Below are 14,442 nucleotides of genomic sequence, written 5' to 3'. Positions count from 1 at the left end.
CCAATCTTCAGCGCGCTACGTATAAGAAGAAAATAGCTCCCAGGGAGACCGTCATGCCTGCCTATCGCCCGCCCCGCATCAGCGCCTCGGAGATCACGCCCCGCGAGGTCTACATGTCGCGCCGGAAGTTCATCGGAACCGCCGCTGCCGGTGTTGCGATGCTGGGGGCCGGATCGGCAATCGCGGCCCCGCTCGCGGCATCGACCAGTCAGTTCTCGACCGACGAGAAGCTCACACCGAAGGAAGCCGTCACCACCTACAACAACTTCTATGAGTTCGGCACGGGCAAGGGCGACCCGTCGGAGAAGTCGCAGCACTTCAAGCCGCTGCCATGGTCGGTGAAGGTGGACGGCATGGTCGGCAAGCCGAAGGAATTCGGCATCGAGGAGCTGATGAAGATGCAGCTCGAGGAGCGCGTCTATCGCCTGCGCTGCGTCGAAGGCTGGTCGATGGTGATCCCATGGATCGGCTTCCCGCTTTCGGTGCTCCTTGACCAGGTCGAGCCGCTCGGCAGCGCCAAGTACGTCTCCTTCGAGACCGTTGTGCGGCCGGAAGAAATGCCCGGGCAGACCGGCCTCTTCCAGCCGCTCGAATGGCCATATATCGAGGGGCTGAGGCTCGACGAGGCCCGTCACCCGCTGACCATCCTCGCTGTTGGCCTCTACGGAGAGACGCTGCCCAACCAGAATGGCGCTCCGATCCGGCTGGTCGTGCCATGGAAGTACGGCTTCAAGAGCATCAAGTCGATCGTCAAGATCTCGCTCGTCGAGGAGCAGCCGGAGACCACCTGGAAGAACTCCAACGCGCGTGAATACGGCTTCTATTCGAACGTGAACCCCGAGGTCGACCATCCGCGCTGGAGCCAGGCGACGGAGCAGCGGATTGGCGAAGGCGGCTTCTTCAAGGTCGCCAACCGTCCGACCCTGATGTTCAACGGCTATGGCGAGGAGGTCGCCAGCCTCTACGAGGGGATGGACCTCAAGGCGAACTACTGATGGCCGGCATTCCCGCCCTGCCCCGCCGCCTGCACGGGCCCAGCATCTGGGCGCTCTATGCCATCGGCCTCGTGCCGGCCGCCTGGAACTTCTACCTCGGCGCAACCGGTGGCCTGGGCGTCAATCCGGTCAAGACGTTCGAGCACCTGCTCGGCATATGGGCTCTGCGCTTCCTCATCGCCACGCTTGCAATCACACCCCTGCGGGACGTCCTTGGCCTCAATTGGCTGCGCTACAGGCGGGCGCTGGGCCTGCTCGCCTTCTACTATGTCCTAATGCACTTCAGCGTCTGGCTGATCCTCGACCGCGGGCTCGATTTCGGCTCGATCGGTGCCGACATCGCAAAGCGCCCCTACATCACCATCGGCATAGTCTGCCTGGCCTGCCTCCTGCCATTGGCACTGACCTCCAACAACTGGTCGATACGCAGGCTGGGGCAGAGGTGGAACGGGTTGCACCGGCTGATCTACCCGATCGCACTGGGTGGCGCGCTGCACTATTTCCTGGCGGTCAAATCCGTGACGCTGACACCCTTTGTCCACATCGCCCTCGTCGCCTTGCTGCTTCTCTACCGACCGCTACGCAAGCCATTCCTGAACTGGAAGCGAGGCAGTCCGCGCCTGGCGCGCGCCAGCAGATGACGAAAAAGGCCGGGCATTTCTGCCCGGCCTCCAATCTTTCCGCGATACGGGCTACCGATTAGGCAGCTTCGGCTGCCTCAGCTTCAGCGGCAACGCGAGCCTTGTCGGCCTTACCCTTGGCATCGACATCGCGCTCGACGAACTCGATGACGGCGAGCGGGGCGTTGTCGCCCTGGCGGAAGCCTGCCTTCATGATGCGCAGGTAGCCGCCGTTGCGGGTCGCGTAACGCGAGGCGATCGCATCGAACAGCTTGCGGACGGCGTCCTGGTCCTGGATCTGCGAGATCGCCTGACGACGGGCGTGCAGGTCGCCGCGCTTGCCGAGCGTGACGAGCTTCTCGACGATCGGACGGATTTCCTTTGCCTTCGGCAGAGTGGTGACGATCTGCTCATGGGTGATGAGCGAAGCCGCCATGTTGGCGAACATCGCCTTGCGGTGGCTTGCGGTACGGTTGAGCTTGCGGCCGGCTTTTGCGTGGCGCATGTCTGGTCTCCTTCACTTGCAGGCATTCGCCTGCAGTCTGACTTGTTAGTATTGGTCTTCGTAACGCTTGGCGAGATCTTCAATGTTCTCCGGCGGCCAGGCGGGAACTTCCATGCCAAGATGGAGGCCCATGGATGCCAGAACTTCCTTGATCTCGTTCAGCGACTTGCGACCGAAATTCGGAGTGCGCAGCATTTCCGCCTCGGTCTTCTGGATGAGATCGCCGATATAGACGATGTTGTCGTTCTTCAGGCAGTTCGCCGAACGGACCGAAAGCTCCAGTTCGTCGACCTTCTTGAGGAGCGCCGGGTTGAAGGCCAGTTCGGTAACGGCTTCTTCCTCGACATCCTTCTGCGGCTCGTCGAAGTTGACGAATACGCCGAGCTGGTCCTGAAGAATGCGGGCAGCGAATGCTACCGCGTCTTCGCCGGTAACCGAGCCATCGGTCTCGATGGTCATCGTCAGCTTGTCGTAGTCGAGAACCTGTCCTTCACGGGTGTTCTCCACCTTGTAGGACACTTTCTTGACCGGCGAATAGAGGCTGTCGACCGGGATGAGGCCAATCGGCGCATCTTCTGCACGGTTACGCTCGGCCGGGACATAGCCCTTGCCGTTGTTGACCGTAAACTCCATGCGAATCTCCGCGCCCTCGTCGAGGGTGCAGATGACGTGGTCGGGGTTCAGGATCTCGATGTCGCCAACCGTCTGAATGTCACCAGCGGTTACGGCACCGGGGCCCTGCTTGCGCACGACCATGCGCTTTGCGTCGTCGCCATCCATCTTGATGGCGATTTCCTTGATGTTGAGCACGATGTCCGTCACATCTTCCCGAACGCCGGGGATGGAGGAGAACTCGTGCAGGACGCCGTCAATCTGGACCGCGGTGACAGCAGCACCGCGCAGTGACGAAAGAAGAACGCGGCGCAGAGCGTTGCCGAGCGTCAGGCCGAAGCCCCGCTCAAGCGGCTCTGCAACCAGCGTTGCCTTGGTACGACCGGACGAGGTGAACTCCACCTTGTTCGGCTTGATCAGTTCCTGCCAGTTCTTCTGGATCATGTTTTAAACCTTCCGTTCGTTGCCACCATCCAATCGTGGCAACCGAGCATGAGAAGCACCGAGTTGGGCATTGCCATTCGGCGGTACGGCAAAACCGCCAGACTTCGACGGGCGAAGTAAGGCGGTATTACGCAAGTTCAATGCGATCGGCCCGAAGGCCCGCCGCATCCGACTTAGACGCGGCGCTTCTTGCGCGGACGGCAGCCGTTGTGCGGGATCGGCGTCACGTCACGGATCGAGGTGATCATGAAGCCGGCAGCCTGCAGGGCGCGCAGAGCCGATTCACGGCCAGAGCCCGGGCCGCAGACTTCGACTTCCAGCGACTTCATGCCGTGCTCCTGAGCCTTCTTGGCGCAGTCTTCGGCAGCGATCTGGGCGGCGAACGGGGTCGACTTGCGCGAACCCTTGAAGCCCTTCGCACCTGCCGACGACCAGGCAATCGCATTGCCCTGTGCATCGGTGATGGTGATCATCGTGTTGTTGAAGGTCGAATTGACGTGGGCAACGCCCGACGTGATGTTCTTGCGTTCGCGACGGCGGACGCGGGTGGCTTCCTTGGCCATGGTCTTCCTTTCGTTGATCTCGTCACCGCCGTAGTTCCAGCGGCTCCACCGGGACCGGACCGAGATCCGGCACCAAACTCAAAAAGAGGCCAGCGACGTGGCGCCAGCCTCCCCTCACCCGGAAACTCCGGGAAATTACTTCTTCTTACCGGCGATTGCCTTTGCCGGACCCTTGCGGGTGCGGGCATTGGTGTGCGTGCGCTGACCGCGGACCGGGAGGCCACGACGATGACGCAGGCCACGGTAGCAGCCGAGGTCCATCAGACGCTTGATGTTCATCGAGGTCTCGCGACGCAGATCGCCTTCGACCTGATAGTCGCGGTCGATGGTTTCGCGGATCTGCAGGACTTCAGCATCGGTGAGCTGATGAACGCGACGATCGGCCGGGATACCAACCTTCTCGACGATTTCTTGTGCGAATTTCGGGCCGATCCCGTGAATATACGTCAACGCGATAACGACGCGCTTCGCAGTCGGGATGTTGACGCCAGCGATACGTGCCACGTCTATTCTCCTTGCGTTCCAGTTGCCATCCGGCAAGTGGTACTTCTTCCATGAGAGCAGCCGATCGAAGGCCGCCAGTTCAAATCCGAAACAAGTCAAAGGACCGGACCCGGATACCCTCGTCGGGACGTCCGCACCGATCGCATCAATGTCGCGAGTTGGCGCGGTGTTAGCGGAATCGGTTAAAAAAAGCAACCGGCCCCGCCAAGATTCTTTAGGGGCAACCGCCGCTCAGAGCGCAGCGAGCACCTTTTCGATTTCCGCCGTCACGGCGTCCATCTCGGCCATGCCGTCCACGGACTTCAGCTTGCCCTTCGCATAGTAGTAGCCGATCAGCGGTGAGGTCTCCTTGTAGTAAACCTCGAGGCGCTGGGTCATCGTCTCCGCATTGTCATCGGGGCGACGCTTGAAGTGAGTCGAGCCACACTTGTCGCAGACACCTTCCTTGGCCGGAACCTTGTCGGTGTCATGGTAGACGGCGCCGCACTGGGCGCAGGAATAGCGGCCGGACACCCGGCGTATCAGCTCCTTGTCGTCGACCTTCAGCTCGATGACTGCCGAAAGGTCCAACCCCTTCTCCCGCAGCATGCTTTCAGTGGCGTCTGCCTGGACGAGCGTCCGCGGAAAGCCGTCAAGAATGAAGCCGTTGGCGCAGTCTGGCTGGTCTATGCGTTCCGAGACGATGGCGATGACGATATCGTCGGAGACGAGCTTACCTGCGTCCATGACCGCCTTGGCGCGTTTGCCGACGTCAGTCTCGGCGGCTACGGCCGCACGCAGCATGTCACCGGTGGAGAGCTGGGGGATACCATGCTTCTCCACGATCCGCTGGGCCTGGGTCCCCTTACCCGCGCCCGGCGGCCCCAAAAGAATCAGTCTCATCGTCCCCTCTTTCCTCCACGCAATTTCGACTTCTTGATCAGGCCCTCATATTGTTGGGCAATAAGATGACCCTGGATCTGAGCGACCGTGTCGAGGGTTACACTGACCACGATCAAAAGCGAAGTACCACCAAGGGCTAATGGAACGCCGGTGCGGGCGATCAGGAGCTCGGGCAGCACGCAGACAAAGACGAGGTAGGCAGCGCCGACGACGGTGATACGCGTGAGGACATAGTCGATATACTCGGCGGTCCGCTCGCCCGGACGAATGCCGGGGATGAAGCCGCCGTGCTTCTTCAGGTTGTCGGCGGTGTCCTTCGGATTGAAGACGATCGCCGTGTAGAAGAAGGCAAAGAAGGCAATCAGCAGGCCGTAAAGAACCATGAAGGCCGGCTGGCCGTGGCCGAGTGCCGAGATGATCGTCGTCGCCCAGCCGGGCATTTCAGAATTGCCTGCGAAGCCTGCAGCCGTCGCCGGCAACAGGAGAAGCGACGAAGCGAAAATCGCCGGAATAACGCCCGAAGTGTTGAGCTTGAGCGGCAGGTGCGACGTATCGCCCTGGAACATCCGGTTGCCAACCTGGCGCTTCGGGTACTGGATCAGCAGGCGGCGCTGCGCACGCTCCACGAAGACGATCAGCATGATCACGGCGATCGCGACCACGATGACGGTCAGGATGAGCGCCGTCGACAAAGCGCCGGTTCGGCCGAGTTCCAGCGTGCCGGCGAGTGCCGTCGGCAGAGCGGCGACGATGCCCGCGAAGATGATGAGCGAAATGCCGTTGCCAATGCCGCGCGCGGTGATCTGCTCACCGAGCCACATGAGGAACATCGTACCGCCCAGAAGCGTGACGACCGTCGAGATGCGGAAGAACCAGCCGGGATCGGCGACAATGCCCTGGCCGCTCTCGAGCCCGACAGCAATACCGTAGGCCTGCAGCGTGCCGAGAAGAACGGTGCCGTAGCGGGTGTACTGGTTGATGACCTTGCGGCCCTGTTCGCCTTCCTTCTTCAACGCTTCCAGCGTCGGAACGACGGACGTCATCAGCTGCACGATGATCGACGCGGAAATATAGGGCATGATGCCGAGCGCGAAGATCGCCATGCGCTCGACCGCGCCGCCGGCAAACATGTTGAAGAGGCCAAGAATGCCGCCAGCCTGGCCGCGGAACGCTTGCGCATAGGCCTCGGGATTGAGCCCGGGTAGCGGGATATGCGTACCGAGGCGGTAGACGAGCAGCGCGGCGAGCGTGAACCACAGCCGCTTCTTGAGATCCTCAGCCTTGGCGAAGGTCGAGAAATTGAGGTTGGAGGCAAGTTGTTCCGCTGCAGAAGCCATGCATCTCTCCGCCTGACCAATTCCGGCGGCGGAAATCCTGCCGGGTCCGGAATGCAGTCCAAATTCAGTTTCAGATAACGGGCGGGAATCGCTGGTGCGATCGGTGCCTCACCCTGTTTTCCGTATGGTTCCGGAATGCGCCGGCCTGGCGACCGGTCCCGGAATCGTGAGGCTCACATATGGGAGCAAAATCGCCCGGTGTGAAGCACTCCGGGCGATCTTAAACGGTTTATTCCGCGGCTGCGGCTTCCGGAAGCTTGATGGAGCCACCGGCCTTTTCGATCTTCTCGACAGCAGCCTTGGAGGCGCCGGCGGCTTCGATCGTGACCTTGGCCTTGAGCTCGCCGCCGGAGAGGATCCGGACGCCGTCCTTCGGGCGACGGATGATGCCGGCAGCCTTCAGGGCAGCCGCATCGATCGTGGCCTTCGGGTCAAGCTTCTTGGCATCGATCGCCGTCTGGATACGGCCGACGGAAACCGTCACGTATTCCGATGCGAAGATGTTGGTGAAGCCGCGCTTCGGCAGACGGCGGTAGATTGGCATCTGGCCGCCTTCGAAGCCGTTGATGGCAACGCCGGAACGAGCCTTCTGGCCCTTGACGCCGCGACCGCCGGTCTTGCCCTTGCCAGAGCCGATACCGCGACCAACGCGCTTGCGATCCTTGACCGCGCCTTCGTTGTCTTTGATTTCATTCAGTTTCATGATGACTTCCCCCGTCTCACTTCTCGTCGACGACGCGAACGAGATGCTGGACAGCACGGATCATGCCGCGAACCGAAGGAGTATCCTCCAGGGTGCGGACCCGGTGCATCTTGTTGAGGCCCAGACCAACCAGCGTCGCACGCTGAACTGCCGGACGGCGAATGGGCGAACCGATCTGCTCGACCGTGATCGTCTTTGCTTCAGTCTTCTTCGTAGCCTTAGCCATGGGTCAGACTCCTCTTATTCTTCAGCAGCGTTGCCGGAGGCAGCGCGGCGAGCCTGGAGCGTTGCATACTTGAGGCCACGCTGGGCTGCGACGTCCTTCGGATGGACCTGATGCTTGAGGGCGTCGAAGGTAGCGCGAACCATGTTGTAGGGGTTCGACGAACCGGTCGACTTCGCGACGACGTCATGAACGCCGAGCGTCTCGAAGACCGCGCGCATCGGGCCACCCGCGATGATACCGGTACCGGCCTTGGCAGCGCGCAGAAGCACCTTGCCGGCACCGTGACGACCATTGACGTCGTGGTGCAGCGTACGGCCATCGCGCAGCGGAACGAAAATGAGATCGCGCTTGGCAGATTCGGTTGCCTTGCGGATCGCTTCCGGCACTTCACGTGCCTTGCCGTGGCCGAAGCCTACGCGGCCCTTCTGGTCGCCAACGACGACGAGGGCGGCGAAGCCGAAACGACGGCCGCCCTTAACAACCTTGGCAACGCGGTTGATCGCGACCAGCTTGTCGACGAATTCGCTATCGCGCTCTTCGCGGTTCTGGCGGTCGTCGCGAGAACCTCTTCTTTCTTGTGCCATTGTCCTTTTCCTTTTTCTTTTCCGGGTGCAATCGGCAGATTACAACGTGATCCGAATACGGATCGGGGTGCGGATAACCGCATTTCGCCCGGAACCGATGAAGGCTCCGGGCGAAATTCCTTAGAAGCTGAGACCGCCTTCGCGGGCAGCTTCGGCCAGTGCCTTGATGCGGCCGTGGTAGATGAAGGCGCCGCGATCGAATACGACCTCCTTCACACCGGCCTTGGTCGCACGCTCTGCGACAAGCTTGCCGACAGCGGCGGCGGCTTCAACATCCGCACCGGTCTTCAGCTTCGAGCGCAAGTCGGCGTCGAGCGTGGAGGCGGCAGCAAGCGTGCGGCCGGCCACGTCATCGATGACCTGGACATAGATGTTCTTCGACGAGCGATGAACCGACAGGCGCGGACGGCCGTTGGCGACCGCCTTAATCTGGCGGCGCACGCGGCTCGCGCGCTTTGCAAGTGCTTCTTTCCTGCTAGCCATTTCGCGTGATCCTTACTTCTTCTTGCCTTCCTTGCGGACGATCCGTTCCTCGGCGTACTTGACGCCCTTGCCCTTGTAGGGCTCCGGACCGCGGTACTCGCGGATTTCCGCGGCTACCTGACCGACCTGCTGCTTGTTAATGCCGGTGACGACGATTTCCGTCGGCTTCGGCACGGCAATCGAAATACCCTGCGGCGGTTCGTAGACCACGTCGTGGCTGAAACCGAGTGCCAGCTGCAGGTTCTTGCCCTGCAACGAGGCACGATAGCCGACGCCGTTGATCTCGAGCTTACGCTCAAAACCGTCCTTCACGCCCTTGAAGATGTTCTCGATCATCGTCCGCGACATGCCCCACTTGGAGCGGGCATCCTTGGAATCGTCGATCGGGGTCACCGAAACGGCGTTATCGTTGAACTCAACCTTCACTTCGTCATTGGCGACGAAGAAAAGCTCGCCCTTCGGGCCCTTGGCAGTCACTTTCTGGCCTTCAACAGAGGCCGTAACTCCAGCAGGAACCGGAACGGGTCTTTTACCGATACGAGACATTTTGTTATCCTGTCTGTTCGCTATGGAGATCCCTGCCCTGTCTTAGAAGACGGAGCAAAGAACCTCGCCACCAACGTTCTGTTCGCGAGCCTGGTGATCGGCCATCACACCCTTCGGAGTCGAAAGGATGGTGATGCCGAGGCCGTTCGCGACCTGCGGAATGGACTTTACCGAGACGTAGACCCGGCGGCCCGGCTTGGACACGCGGCCGATCTCACGGATCACCGACGCGCCTTCGTAGTACTTCAGCTCGATTTCGATCTCGGACTTGCCGTTACCGTAGTCGGTCTGGGAATAGCCGCGGATGTAGCCTTCGGCCTGCAGCACGTCCAGGACGCGAGCGCGCAGCTTGGAAGCCGGCGTCGTGACGGAGGACTTGCGACGGGCAGCGCCGTTGCGGATACGGGTGAGCATATCGCCCAGGGGATCAGTCATGGTCATCTAACGATCTCCTTACCAGCTCGACTTGACGATGCCCGGCACCTTGCCGAGATTGCCCAGCTCACGAAGCGCGATACGCGACATCTTGAGCTTGCGGTAGAATGCGCGCGGGCGGCCCGTGACTTCGCACCGGTTACGGATGCGGGTCTTGGAGCCATCGCGCGGCAGCGAGGCGAGCTTCAGGGTTGCCTGGAACCGCTCTTCGATCGGCAGTTCCTGGTTCATGATGGTTGCCTTCAGGGCAGCGCGCTTGGCGGCCTGCGTGGCAACGGTCTTGCGGCGGCGCTTGTTCTTTTCGACTGCGCTAGTCTTCGCCATATCGGAGTTCCTTTTCTACGCTCGTCGTTACGGTTACTGACGGAACGGGAAGTTGAACTCTGTAAGCAGAGCCCGGGCTTCGTCGTCGGTCTTGGCCGTCGTGCAAACGATGATGTCCATGCCCCACATCTGATCAACCTTGTCGTAGTTGATCTCCGGGAACACGATGTGTTCCTTGATGCCCATGGCGAAGTTGCCACGGCCGTCAAAGCTCTTCGGATTCAGGCCGCGGAAGTCGCGAACGCGCGGAAGCGCGATGTTGACCAGGCGGTCCAGGAATTCATACATGCGCGCGCCGCGCAGGGTCACCTTGGCACCGATCGGCATGCCTTCGCGGACCTTGAAGCCAGCGATGGAGTTGCGGGCGCGGGTGATGACCGCCTTCTGACCGGAGATTGCGGCCAGGTCAGCAGCAGCAACGGTGGGCTTCTTGGAGTCGGCAGTCGCCTCACCCACACCCATGTTGATGACGATCTTCTCCAGCTTCGGGATCATCATCTCGTTGCTGTAGGAGAACTTCTCCTTCAGAGCGCCACGGATCCGGGAAACATATTCAGTCTTGAGCCGCGGCTCGTACTTTGCCTCAGCCATCGATCACATCTCCCGTACGCTTGGCAACTCGCACCTTCTTACCGTCGACAACCTGGAAGCCGACGCGGGTCGGCTTGCCGTCCTTCGCGACGATCGCGATGTTCGACAGATGGATGGATGCTTCCTTGTTGATGATGCCGGCTTCCTGCGTCTGCGTCTGACGCTGGTGGCGCTTCACCATGTTTACGCCGCGCACAACGGCGCGGTCTTCCTTCGGCAGGACCTGCAGGACTTCGCCGGTGCGGCCCTTGTCCTTGCCAGTCAATACGACAACGTTGTCGCCCTTGCGGATCTTTTGCATCGCTATCGCTCCCTTACAGTACTTCTGGAGCCAGGGAGATGATCTTCATGTGGTTCTTGGCGCGAAGTTCGCGCGGAACCGGTCCGAAGATACGGGTACCGATCGGCTCTTTCTTGTTGTCGATGAGGACCGCCGCGTTGTTGTCGAAGCGGATGACGCTGCCGTCGGCACGACGGATGTCCTTGGCGGTACGCACAACAACCGCCTTCATCACGTCGCCCTTCTTCACGCGGCCGCGCGGGATCGCTTCCTTGATCGAAACGACGATAACGTCGCCGATCGAAGCGTACTTGCGCTTGGAGCCGCCCAGCACCTTGATGCACATGACACGACGTGCGCCGGAATTATCCGCCACGTCGAGGTTTGTTTGCATCTGAATCATGTCAGGTCGCCTTTTTCTAATGACCGGAACGACCGGGCGCGCGAACGCCCCGATCCGGCTTATGGACAGAATTTCATTGTGCGCGGGATGGATCTTGCCAAGGTGGTTTCCTGTTAAGGACCTTCCCTGCGCTCAAAGCAAAAGAACGCTCGTTGCCGAGCGTCCTGCGCCGATGGCGTGCTTCATACAGATATTTGCGCCAGAAGCAAGGCCCCGGCGCAAATTCGTCTGGAATCAAGCCTGGGCGGATACAACCGTCCAGCGCTTATCCTTGGAGATCGGCGCGCATTCCTGGATGGAAACTACGTCACCTACCTTGTACTGGTTGTTCTCGTCATGCGCCTTGTACTTCTTCGAACGGCGGACCGTCTTCTGAAGCAGCGGGTGCGCGAATCGGCGCTCGACGCGGACAACAACGGTCTTCTCGTTCTTGTCGGAAACTACGACGCCCTGCAGAATGCGTTTCGGCATATTGTTCTTCCTTAAGCCTTGGCTTCTGCCGCCTTCTGGCGGGCAATGGTTTTCAAGCGGGCGATGTCCTTGCGAACTTCGTTCACTCGCGAGGACTTCTCGAGCTGGCCGGTGGCCTTCTGGAAGCGCAGGTTGAACTGCTCCTTCTTGAGCTCAGCAAGCTTGTCCTTGAGTTGGTCGGCCGTGAGGGCGCGAACGTCTTCGGCTTTCATCCTAGCCTCTCCTTACTCTGCGATGCGCTGAACGAAGCGGGTCTTGACGGAGAGCTTGGCCGAACCGAGGCGCAGAGCCTCGCGAGCAATCTCTTCCGACACGCCGTCGATCTCGAACATCATCCGACCAGGCTTGACCTTGCATGCCCAGTATTCGACCGAACCCTTACCCTTACCCATACGGACTTCGGTAGGCTTCGCGGTGACCGGAACATCAGGGAACACGCGGATCCACACCCGGCCAGCACGCTTCATGTAACGCGTGATGGCACGACGGGCCGCTTCGATCTCGCGTGCGTTGACGCGGTTCGGTTCCTGAGCCTTGAGGCCGAATTCGCCGAAGGCCAGCTCGTAACCGCCCTTGGCCACACCCTTGATGCGTCCCTTGAACTGCTTCCGGAACTTTGTACGCTTTGGCTGCAACATTTTCTTACTTCTCCGAGCTTATCTTTCGCCAGCGTTGATCAAGCGTTTTCGCGTTCGCGGCGACGATCGCCACGTTCACGGCTTGCCGGACCCTGTGCATCGCCTTCCAGCGCACGGCGTTCGGAAGCCATCGGATCGTGCTCCAGGATCTCGCCCTTGAAGATCCAGACCTTGATGCCGCAGATGCCGTAGGCGGTTTCAGCTTCGGCCGTACCGTAGTCGATGTCGGCGCGCAGCGTGTGAAGCGGAACGCGACCTTCGCGGTACCATTCCGTACGGGCGATTTCCGCGCCGCCAAGACGACCGCCGCAGGTGATCTTGATGCCTTCGGCGCCAAGACGCATTGCAGACTGAACAGCGCGCTTCATGGCGCGGCGGAAGGCCACGCGACGCTCGAGCTGCTGGGCGATCGACTGGGCAACCAGCGTCGCATCGACTTCCGGCTTGCGAACCTCGACGATGTTGAGGTGCGTTTCGGAAGACGTCATCTCGGAAAGCTTCTTGCGGAGCTTTTCGATGTCGGCGCCCTTCTTGCCGATGATCAGGCCCGGACGAGCGGAGTGGATCGTCACGCGGCACTTTTTGTGCGGACGCTCGATGACCACCTTGGCGATACCGGCCTGCTTCAACTCGGACATCAGATACGCGCGAATCTTCAGATCCTCGTGCAGCAGCTGGCCGTATTCGGCATTGTCGGCGAACCAGCGGCTATCCCAGGTACGGTTGATGCCGAGGCGGAAGCCGATCGGATTGATTTTCTGGCCCATTATGCGGCCTCCCCTTTTTCCTCGACTTCGCGAACGACGATCGTCAGGTGCGCGAACGGCTTCTCGATACGAGATGCACGGCCGCGACCGCGAGCGTGGAAACGCTTCATGACAATCGACTTGCCGACGTATGCTTCCGATACGATCAGGCTGTCGACGTCGAGGTCATGGTTGTTCTCGGCATTGGCGATTGCGGACTCGAGAGTCTTCTTCACCGTGCCTGCGATGCGCTTGCGGGAGAATTCCAGCTCAGCAAGCGCGCGGTCGACCTTCTTGCCGCGGATCAGGGCGGCAACGAGGTTCAGCTTCTGCGGGCTGACGCGGAGCGTGCGGGCAACGGCTTGCGCCTCGTTGTCCTTCAGCCGGCGTTCGGTCTTTGCCTTCGCCATCGTTACTTCCTCTTCGCCTTCTTGTCCGCGCCGTGACCGTAGTAGGTCCGGGTCGGAGAGAATTCGCCGAACTTGTGGCCGACCATGTCTTCGTTGACCGAGACCGGCACGTGCTTGCTGCCGTTGTAGACACCGAAGGTGAGACCGACGAACTGCGGCAGGATCGTGGAGCGACGGCTCCAGATCTTGATCACTTCACTGCGGCCGCCTTCACGAACCTTCTCAGCCTTCTTGAGAAGATAGCCGTCAACAAACGGGCCTTTCCATACTGAACGAGCCATTCCTGACTACCTCTCTTACTTCTTGCGCTGATGGCGCGAACGCATGATGAACTTGTCGGTCGACTTGTTCGAGCGCGTACGCTTGCCCTTGGTGGGCTTACCCCACGGGGTGACGGGATGACGGCCACCCGAGGTGCGGCCTTCACCACCGCCGTGCGGGTGGTCGACGGGGTTCATGACGACACCGCGGTTATGCGGGGTCTTGCCGCGCCAGCGGGTACGACCAGCCTTGCCGTCGTTGATGTTGCCGTGGTCCGGGTTGGAGACGGCACCAACGGTCGCCAGGCAGGAACCCGGCACCAGGCGCTGCTCGCCCGAGTTCAGGCGCAGGATGGCCATGCCCTGGTCGCGACCGACGAGCTGAACATAGGTACCGGCGGAACGTGCAATCTGCCCGCCCTTGCCCGGCTTCATCTCGACATTGTGGACGATCGAACCGACCGGGATGTACTGCAGCGGCATGGCGTTGCCGGGCTTCACGTCGACAGCCTTGTCGGACGCGATCACCTTGTCGCCGGCAGCGAGACGCTGCGGAGCAAGGATATAAGCCAGCTCACCGTCCTCGTACTTGACGAGGGCGATGAACGCCGTGCGGTTGGGGTCGTATTCCAGACGCTCGACCGTGCCTTCGACGTCGAACTTGCGACGCTTGAAGTCGACCAGGCGGTAGGTACGCTTGTGACCGCCGCCGATGAAGCGGGCGGTGATGCGGCCGAGGTTGTTGCGGCCGCCGCTCTTGGAGAGACCTTCCGTCAGCGCCTTGACCGGCTTGCCCTTGTGGAGACCGGACCGGTCGACGATGACCAGCTGGCGCTGGCTCGGAGACGTCGGGTTGTAGCTTTTCAATGCCATTGTTCTT

25 protein-coding genes are annotated in these 14,442 nt (G+C 60.9%); 2 read left to right on the top strand and 23 right to left on the bottom strand.

Annotation, left to right across the window (positions count from 1 at the left end):
- Positions 1–53 precede the first annotated feature (53 nt).
- Positions 54–995 carry a protein-methionine-sulfoxide reductase catalytic subunit MsrP gene (gene msrP, locus NT26_RS07245; RefSeq protein ID WP_052638156.1) on the top strand — a complete coding sequence of 314 codons (942 nt, stop codon included), beginning with the start codon at positions 54–56 and terminating at the stop codon, positions 993–995.
- The gene (gene msrQ, locus NT26_RS07240) at positions 995–1,636 is read left to right on the top strand and encodes a protein-methionine-sulfoxide reductase heme-binding subunit MsrQ (protein WP_052638155.1); all 642 of its coding nucleotides are present in this window, start codon (positions 995–997) and stop codon (positions 1,634–1,636) included. The genes msrP and msrQ overlap by 1 nt, the downstream gene beginning before the upstream one ends.
- A gap of 58 nt (positions 1,637–1,694) precedes the next feature.
- On the opposite strand, the gene rplQ is transcribed toward msrQ, so the two are convergent.
- The 23 genes from rplQ to rplB all read right to left on the bottom strand — a co-directional run bounded on the left by rplQ (position 1,695) and on the right by rplB (position 14,435).
- On the bottom strand, positions 1,695–2,120 hold the full coding sequence (gene rplQ, locus NT26_RS07235) for a 50S ribosomal protein L17 (RefSeq protein ID WP_052638154.1): 426 nt from the start codon (positions 2,118–2,120) through the stop codon (positions 1,695–1,697).
- A gap of 45 nt (positions 2,121–2,165) precedes the next feature.
- Positions 2,166–3,176: a DNA-directed RNA polymerase subunit alpha gene (locus tag NT26_RS07230; RefSeq protein ID WP_052638153.1), complete on the bottom strand. Its 1,011-nt coding sequence runs from the start codon at positions 3,174–3,176 to the stop codon at positions 2,166–2,168.
- 173 nt (positions 3,177–3,349) lie between these two features.
- Positions 3,350–3,739, bottom strand: coding sequence for a 30S ribosomal protein S11 (gene rpsK / locus NT26_RS07225; protein ID WP_007766864.1), 390 nt, complete (start codon positions 3,737–3,739; stop codon positions 3,350–3,352).
- 135 nt (positions 3,740–3,874) lie between these two features.
- Positions 3,875–4,243: a 30S ribosomal protein S13 gene (rpsM, locus tag NT26_RS07220; protein ID WP_052638152.1), complete on the bottom strand. Its 369-nt coding sequence runs from the start codon at positions 4,241–4,243 to the stop codon at positions 3,875–3,877.
- Between the two features lie 231 nt (positions 4,244–4,474).
- Complete coding sequence (locus tag NT26_RS07215; RefSeq protein WP_052638151.1) at positions 4,475–5,125, bottom strand: adenylate kinase; 651 nt, start codon at positions 5,123–5,125, stop codon at positions 4,475–4,477.
- Positions 5,122–6,462: a preprotein translocase subunit SecY gene (secY, locus tag NT26_RS07210; protein ID WP_052638150.1), complete on the bottom strand. Its 1,341-nt coding sequence runs from the start codon at positions 6,460–6,462 to the stop codon at positions 5,122–5,124. The genes NT26_RS07215 and secY overlap by 4 nt, the downstream gene beginning before the upstream one ends.
- A gap of 229 nt (positions 6,463–6,691) precedes the next feature.
- Positions 6,692–7,165 (bottom strand): 50S ribosomal protein L15, encoded by a 474-nt coding sequence (gene rplO / locus NT26_RS07205; RefSeq protein WP_052638149.1) that lies wholly within the window; start codon positions 7,163–7,165, stop codon positions 6,692–6,694.
- Positions 7,166–7,181: 16 nt separating this feature from the next.
- On the bottom strand, positions 7,182–7,391 hold the full coding sequence (gene rpmD / locus NT26_RS07200; RefSeq protein ID WP_006728669.1) for a 50S ribosomal protein L30: 210 nt from the start codon (positions 7,389–7,391) through the stop codon (positions 7,182–7,184).
- Positions 7,392–7,405: 14 nt separating this feature from the next.
- Positions 7,406–7,975, bottom strand: a complete 570-nt coding sequence (rpsE, locus tag NT26_RS07195; protein WP_052638148.1) for a 30S ribosomal protein S5 — start codon at positions 7,973–7,975, stop codon at positions 7,406–7,408.
- Positions 7,976–8,095: 120 nt separating this feature from the next.
- Positions 8,096–8,458, bottom strand: a complete 363-nt coding sequence (gene rplR, locus NT26_RS07190) for a 50S ribosomal protein L18 (RefSeq protein WP_052638147.1) — start codon at positions 8,456–8,458, stop codon at positions 8,096–8,098.
- Between the two features lie 12 nt (positions 8,459–8,470).
- Positions 8,471–9,004, bottom strand: a complete 534-nt coding sequence (gene rplF / locus NT26_RS07185) for a 50S ribosomal protein L6 (RefSeq protein ID WP_052638146.1) — start codon at positions 9,002–9,004, stop codon at positions 8,471–8,473.
- Positions 9,005–9,046: 42 nt separating this feature from the next.
- The gene (rpsH, locus tag NT26_RS07180) at positions 9,047–9,445 is read right to left on the bottom strand and encodes a 30S ribosomal protein S8 (protein WP_052638144.1); all 399 of its coding nucleotides are present in this window, start codon (positions 9,443–9,445) and stop codon (positions 9,047–9,049) included.
- A gap of 12 nt (positions 9,446–9,457) precedes the next feature.
- Positions 9,458–9,763, bottom strand: coding sequence for a 30S ribosomal protein S14 (gene rpsN / locus NT26_RS07175; RefSeq protein ID WP_052638142.1), 306 nt, complete (start codon positions 9,761–9,763; stop codon positions 9,458–9,460).
- A gap of 33 nt (positions 9,764–9,796) precedes the next feature.
- Positions 9,797–10,354 (bottom strand): 50S ribosomal protein L5, encoded by a 558-nt coding sequence (gene rplE / locus NT26_RS07170; RefSeq protein ID WP_052638140.1) that lies wholly within the window; start codon positions 10,352–10,354, stop codon positions 9,797–9,799.
- Entirely contained in the window at positions 10,347–10,655 is a 309-nt protein-coding gene (gene rplX / locus NT26_RS07165) for a 50S ribosomal protein L24 (protein WP_052638138.1), read from the bottom strand. The genes rplE and rplX overlap by 8 nt, the downstream gene beginning before the upstream one ends.
- Before the next feature lie 13 nt (positions 10,656–10,668).
- A complete protein-coding gene (rplN, locus tag NT26_RS07160; protein WP_052638136.1) occupies positions 10,669–11,037 on the bottom strand; it encodes a 50S ribosomal protein L14 in 369 nt (122 codons plus the stop codon).
- Between the two features lie 234 nt (positions 11,038–11,271).
- Positions 11,272–11,508 (bottom strand): 30S ribosomal protein S17, encoded by a 237-nt coding sequence (gene rpsQ, locus NT26_RS07155; protein WP_052638134.1) that lies wholly within the window; start codon positions 11,506–11,508, stop codon positions 11,272–11,274.
- A gap of 11 nt (positions 11,509–11,519) precedes the next feature.
- Positions 11,520–11,720 carry a 50S ribosomal protein L29 gene (rpmC, locus tag NT26_RS07150; RefSeq protein WP_052638132.1) on the bottom strand — a complete coding sequence of 67 codons (201 nt, stop codon included), beginning with the start codon at positions 11,718–11,720 and terminating at the stop codon, positions 11,520–11,522.
- Between the two features lie 12 nt (positions 11,721–11,732).
- On the bottom strand, positions 11,733–12,146 hold the full coding sequence (gene rplP, locus NT26_RS07145; protein WP_052638130.1) for a 50S ribosomal protein L16: 414 nt from the start codon (positions 12,144–12,146) through the stop codon (positions 11,733–11,735).
- Between the two features lie 38 nt (positions 12,147–12,184).
- Positions 12,185–12,913, bottom strand: a complete 729-nt coding sequence (gene rpsC, locus NT26_RS07140; RefSeq protein ID WP_052638129.1) for a 30S ribosomal protein S3 — start codon at positions 12,911–12,913, stop codon at positions 12,185–12,187.
- Positions 12,913–13,302, bottom strand: coding sequence for a 50S ribosomal protein L22 (gene rplV / locus NT26_RS07135; protein WP_052638126.1), 390 nt, complete (start codon positions 13,300–13,302; stop codon positions 12,913–12,915). Before rplV ends, rpsC begins: the two co-directional genes overlap by 1 nt.
- Before the next feature lie 2 nt (positions 13,303–13,304).
- Complete coding sequence (gene rpsS / locus NT26_RS07130; RefSeq protein WP_028735901.1) at positions 13,305–13,583, bottom strand: 30S ribosomal protein S19; 279 nt, start codon at positions 13,581–13,583, stop codon at positions 13,305–13,307.
- 15 nt (positions 13,584–13,598) lie between these two features.
- Complete coding sequence (gene rplB / locus NT26_RS07125; protein WP_052638124.1) at positions 13,599–14,435, bottom strand: 50S ribosomal protein L2; 837 nt, start codon at positions 14,433–14,435, stop codon at positions 13,599–13,601.
- Between the last annotated feature and the right edge of the window lie 7 nt (positions 14,436–14,442).

Origin of the sequence: Pseudorhizobium banfieldiae (assembly GCF_000967425.1) — a bacterium.
In the GTDB taxonomy this organism is placed as follows: domain Bacteria; phylum Pseudomonadota; class Alphaproteobacteria; order Rhizobiales; family Rhizobiaceae; genus Neorhizobium; species Neorhizobium banfieldiae.
Note: the sequence above shows the minus strand (reverse complement) of the source record. Positions and strands in the feature narration are given on the sequence as shown.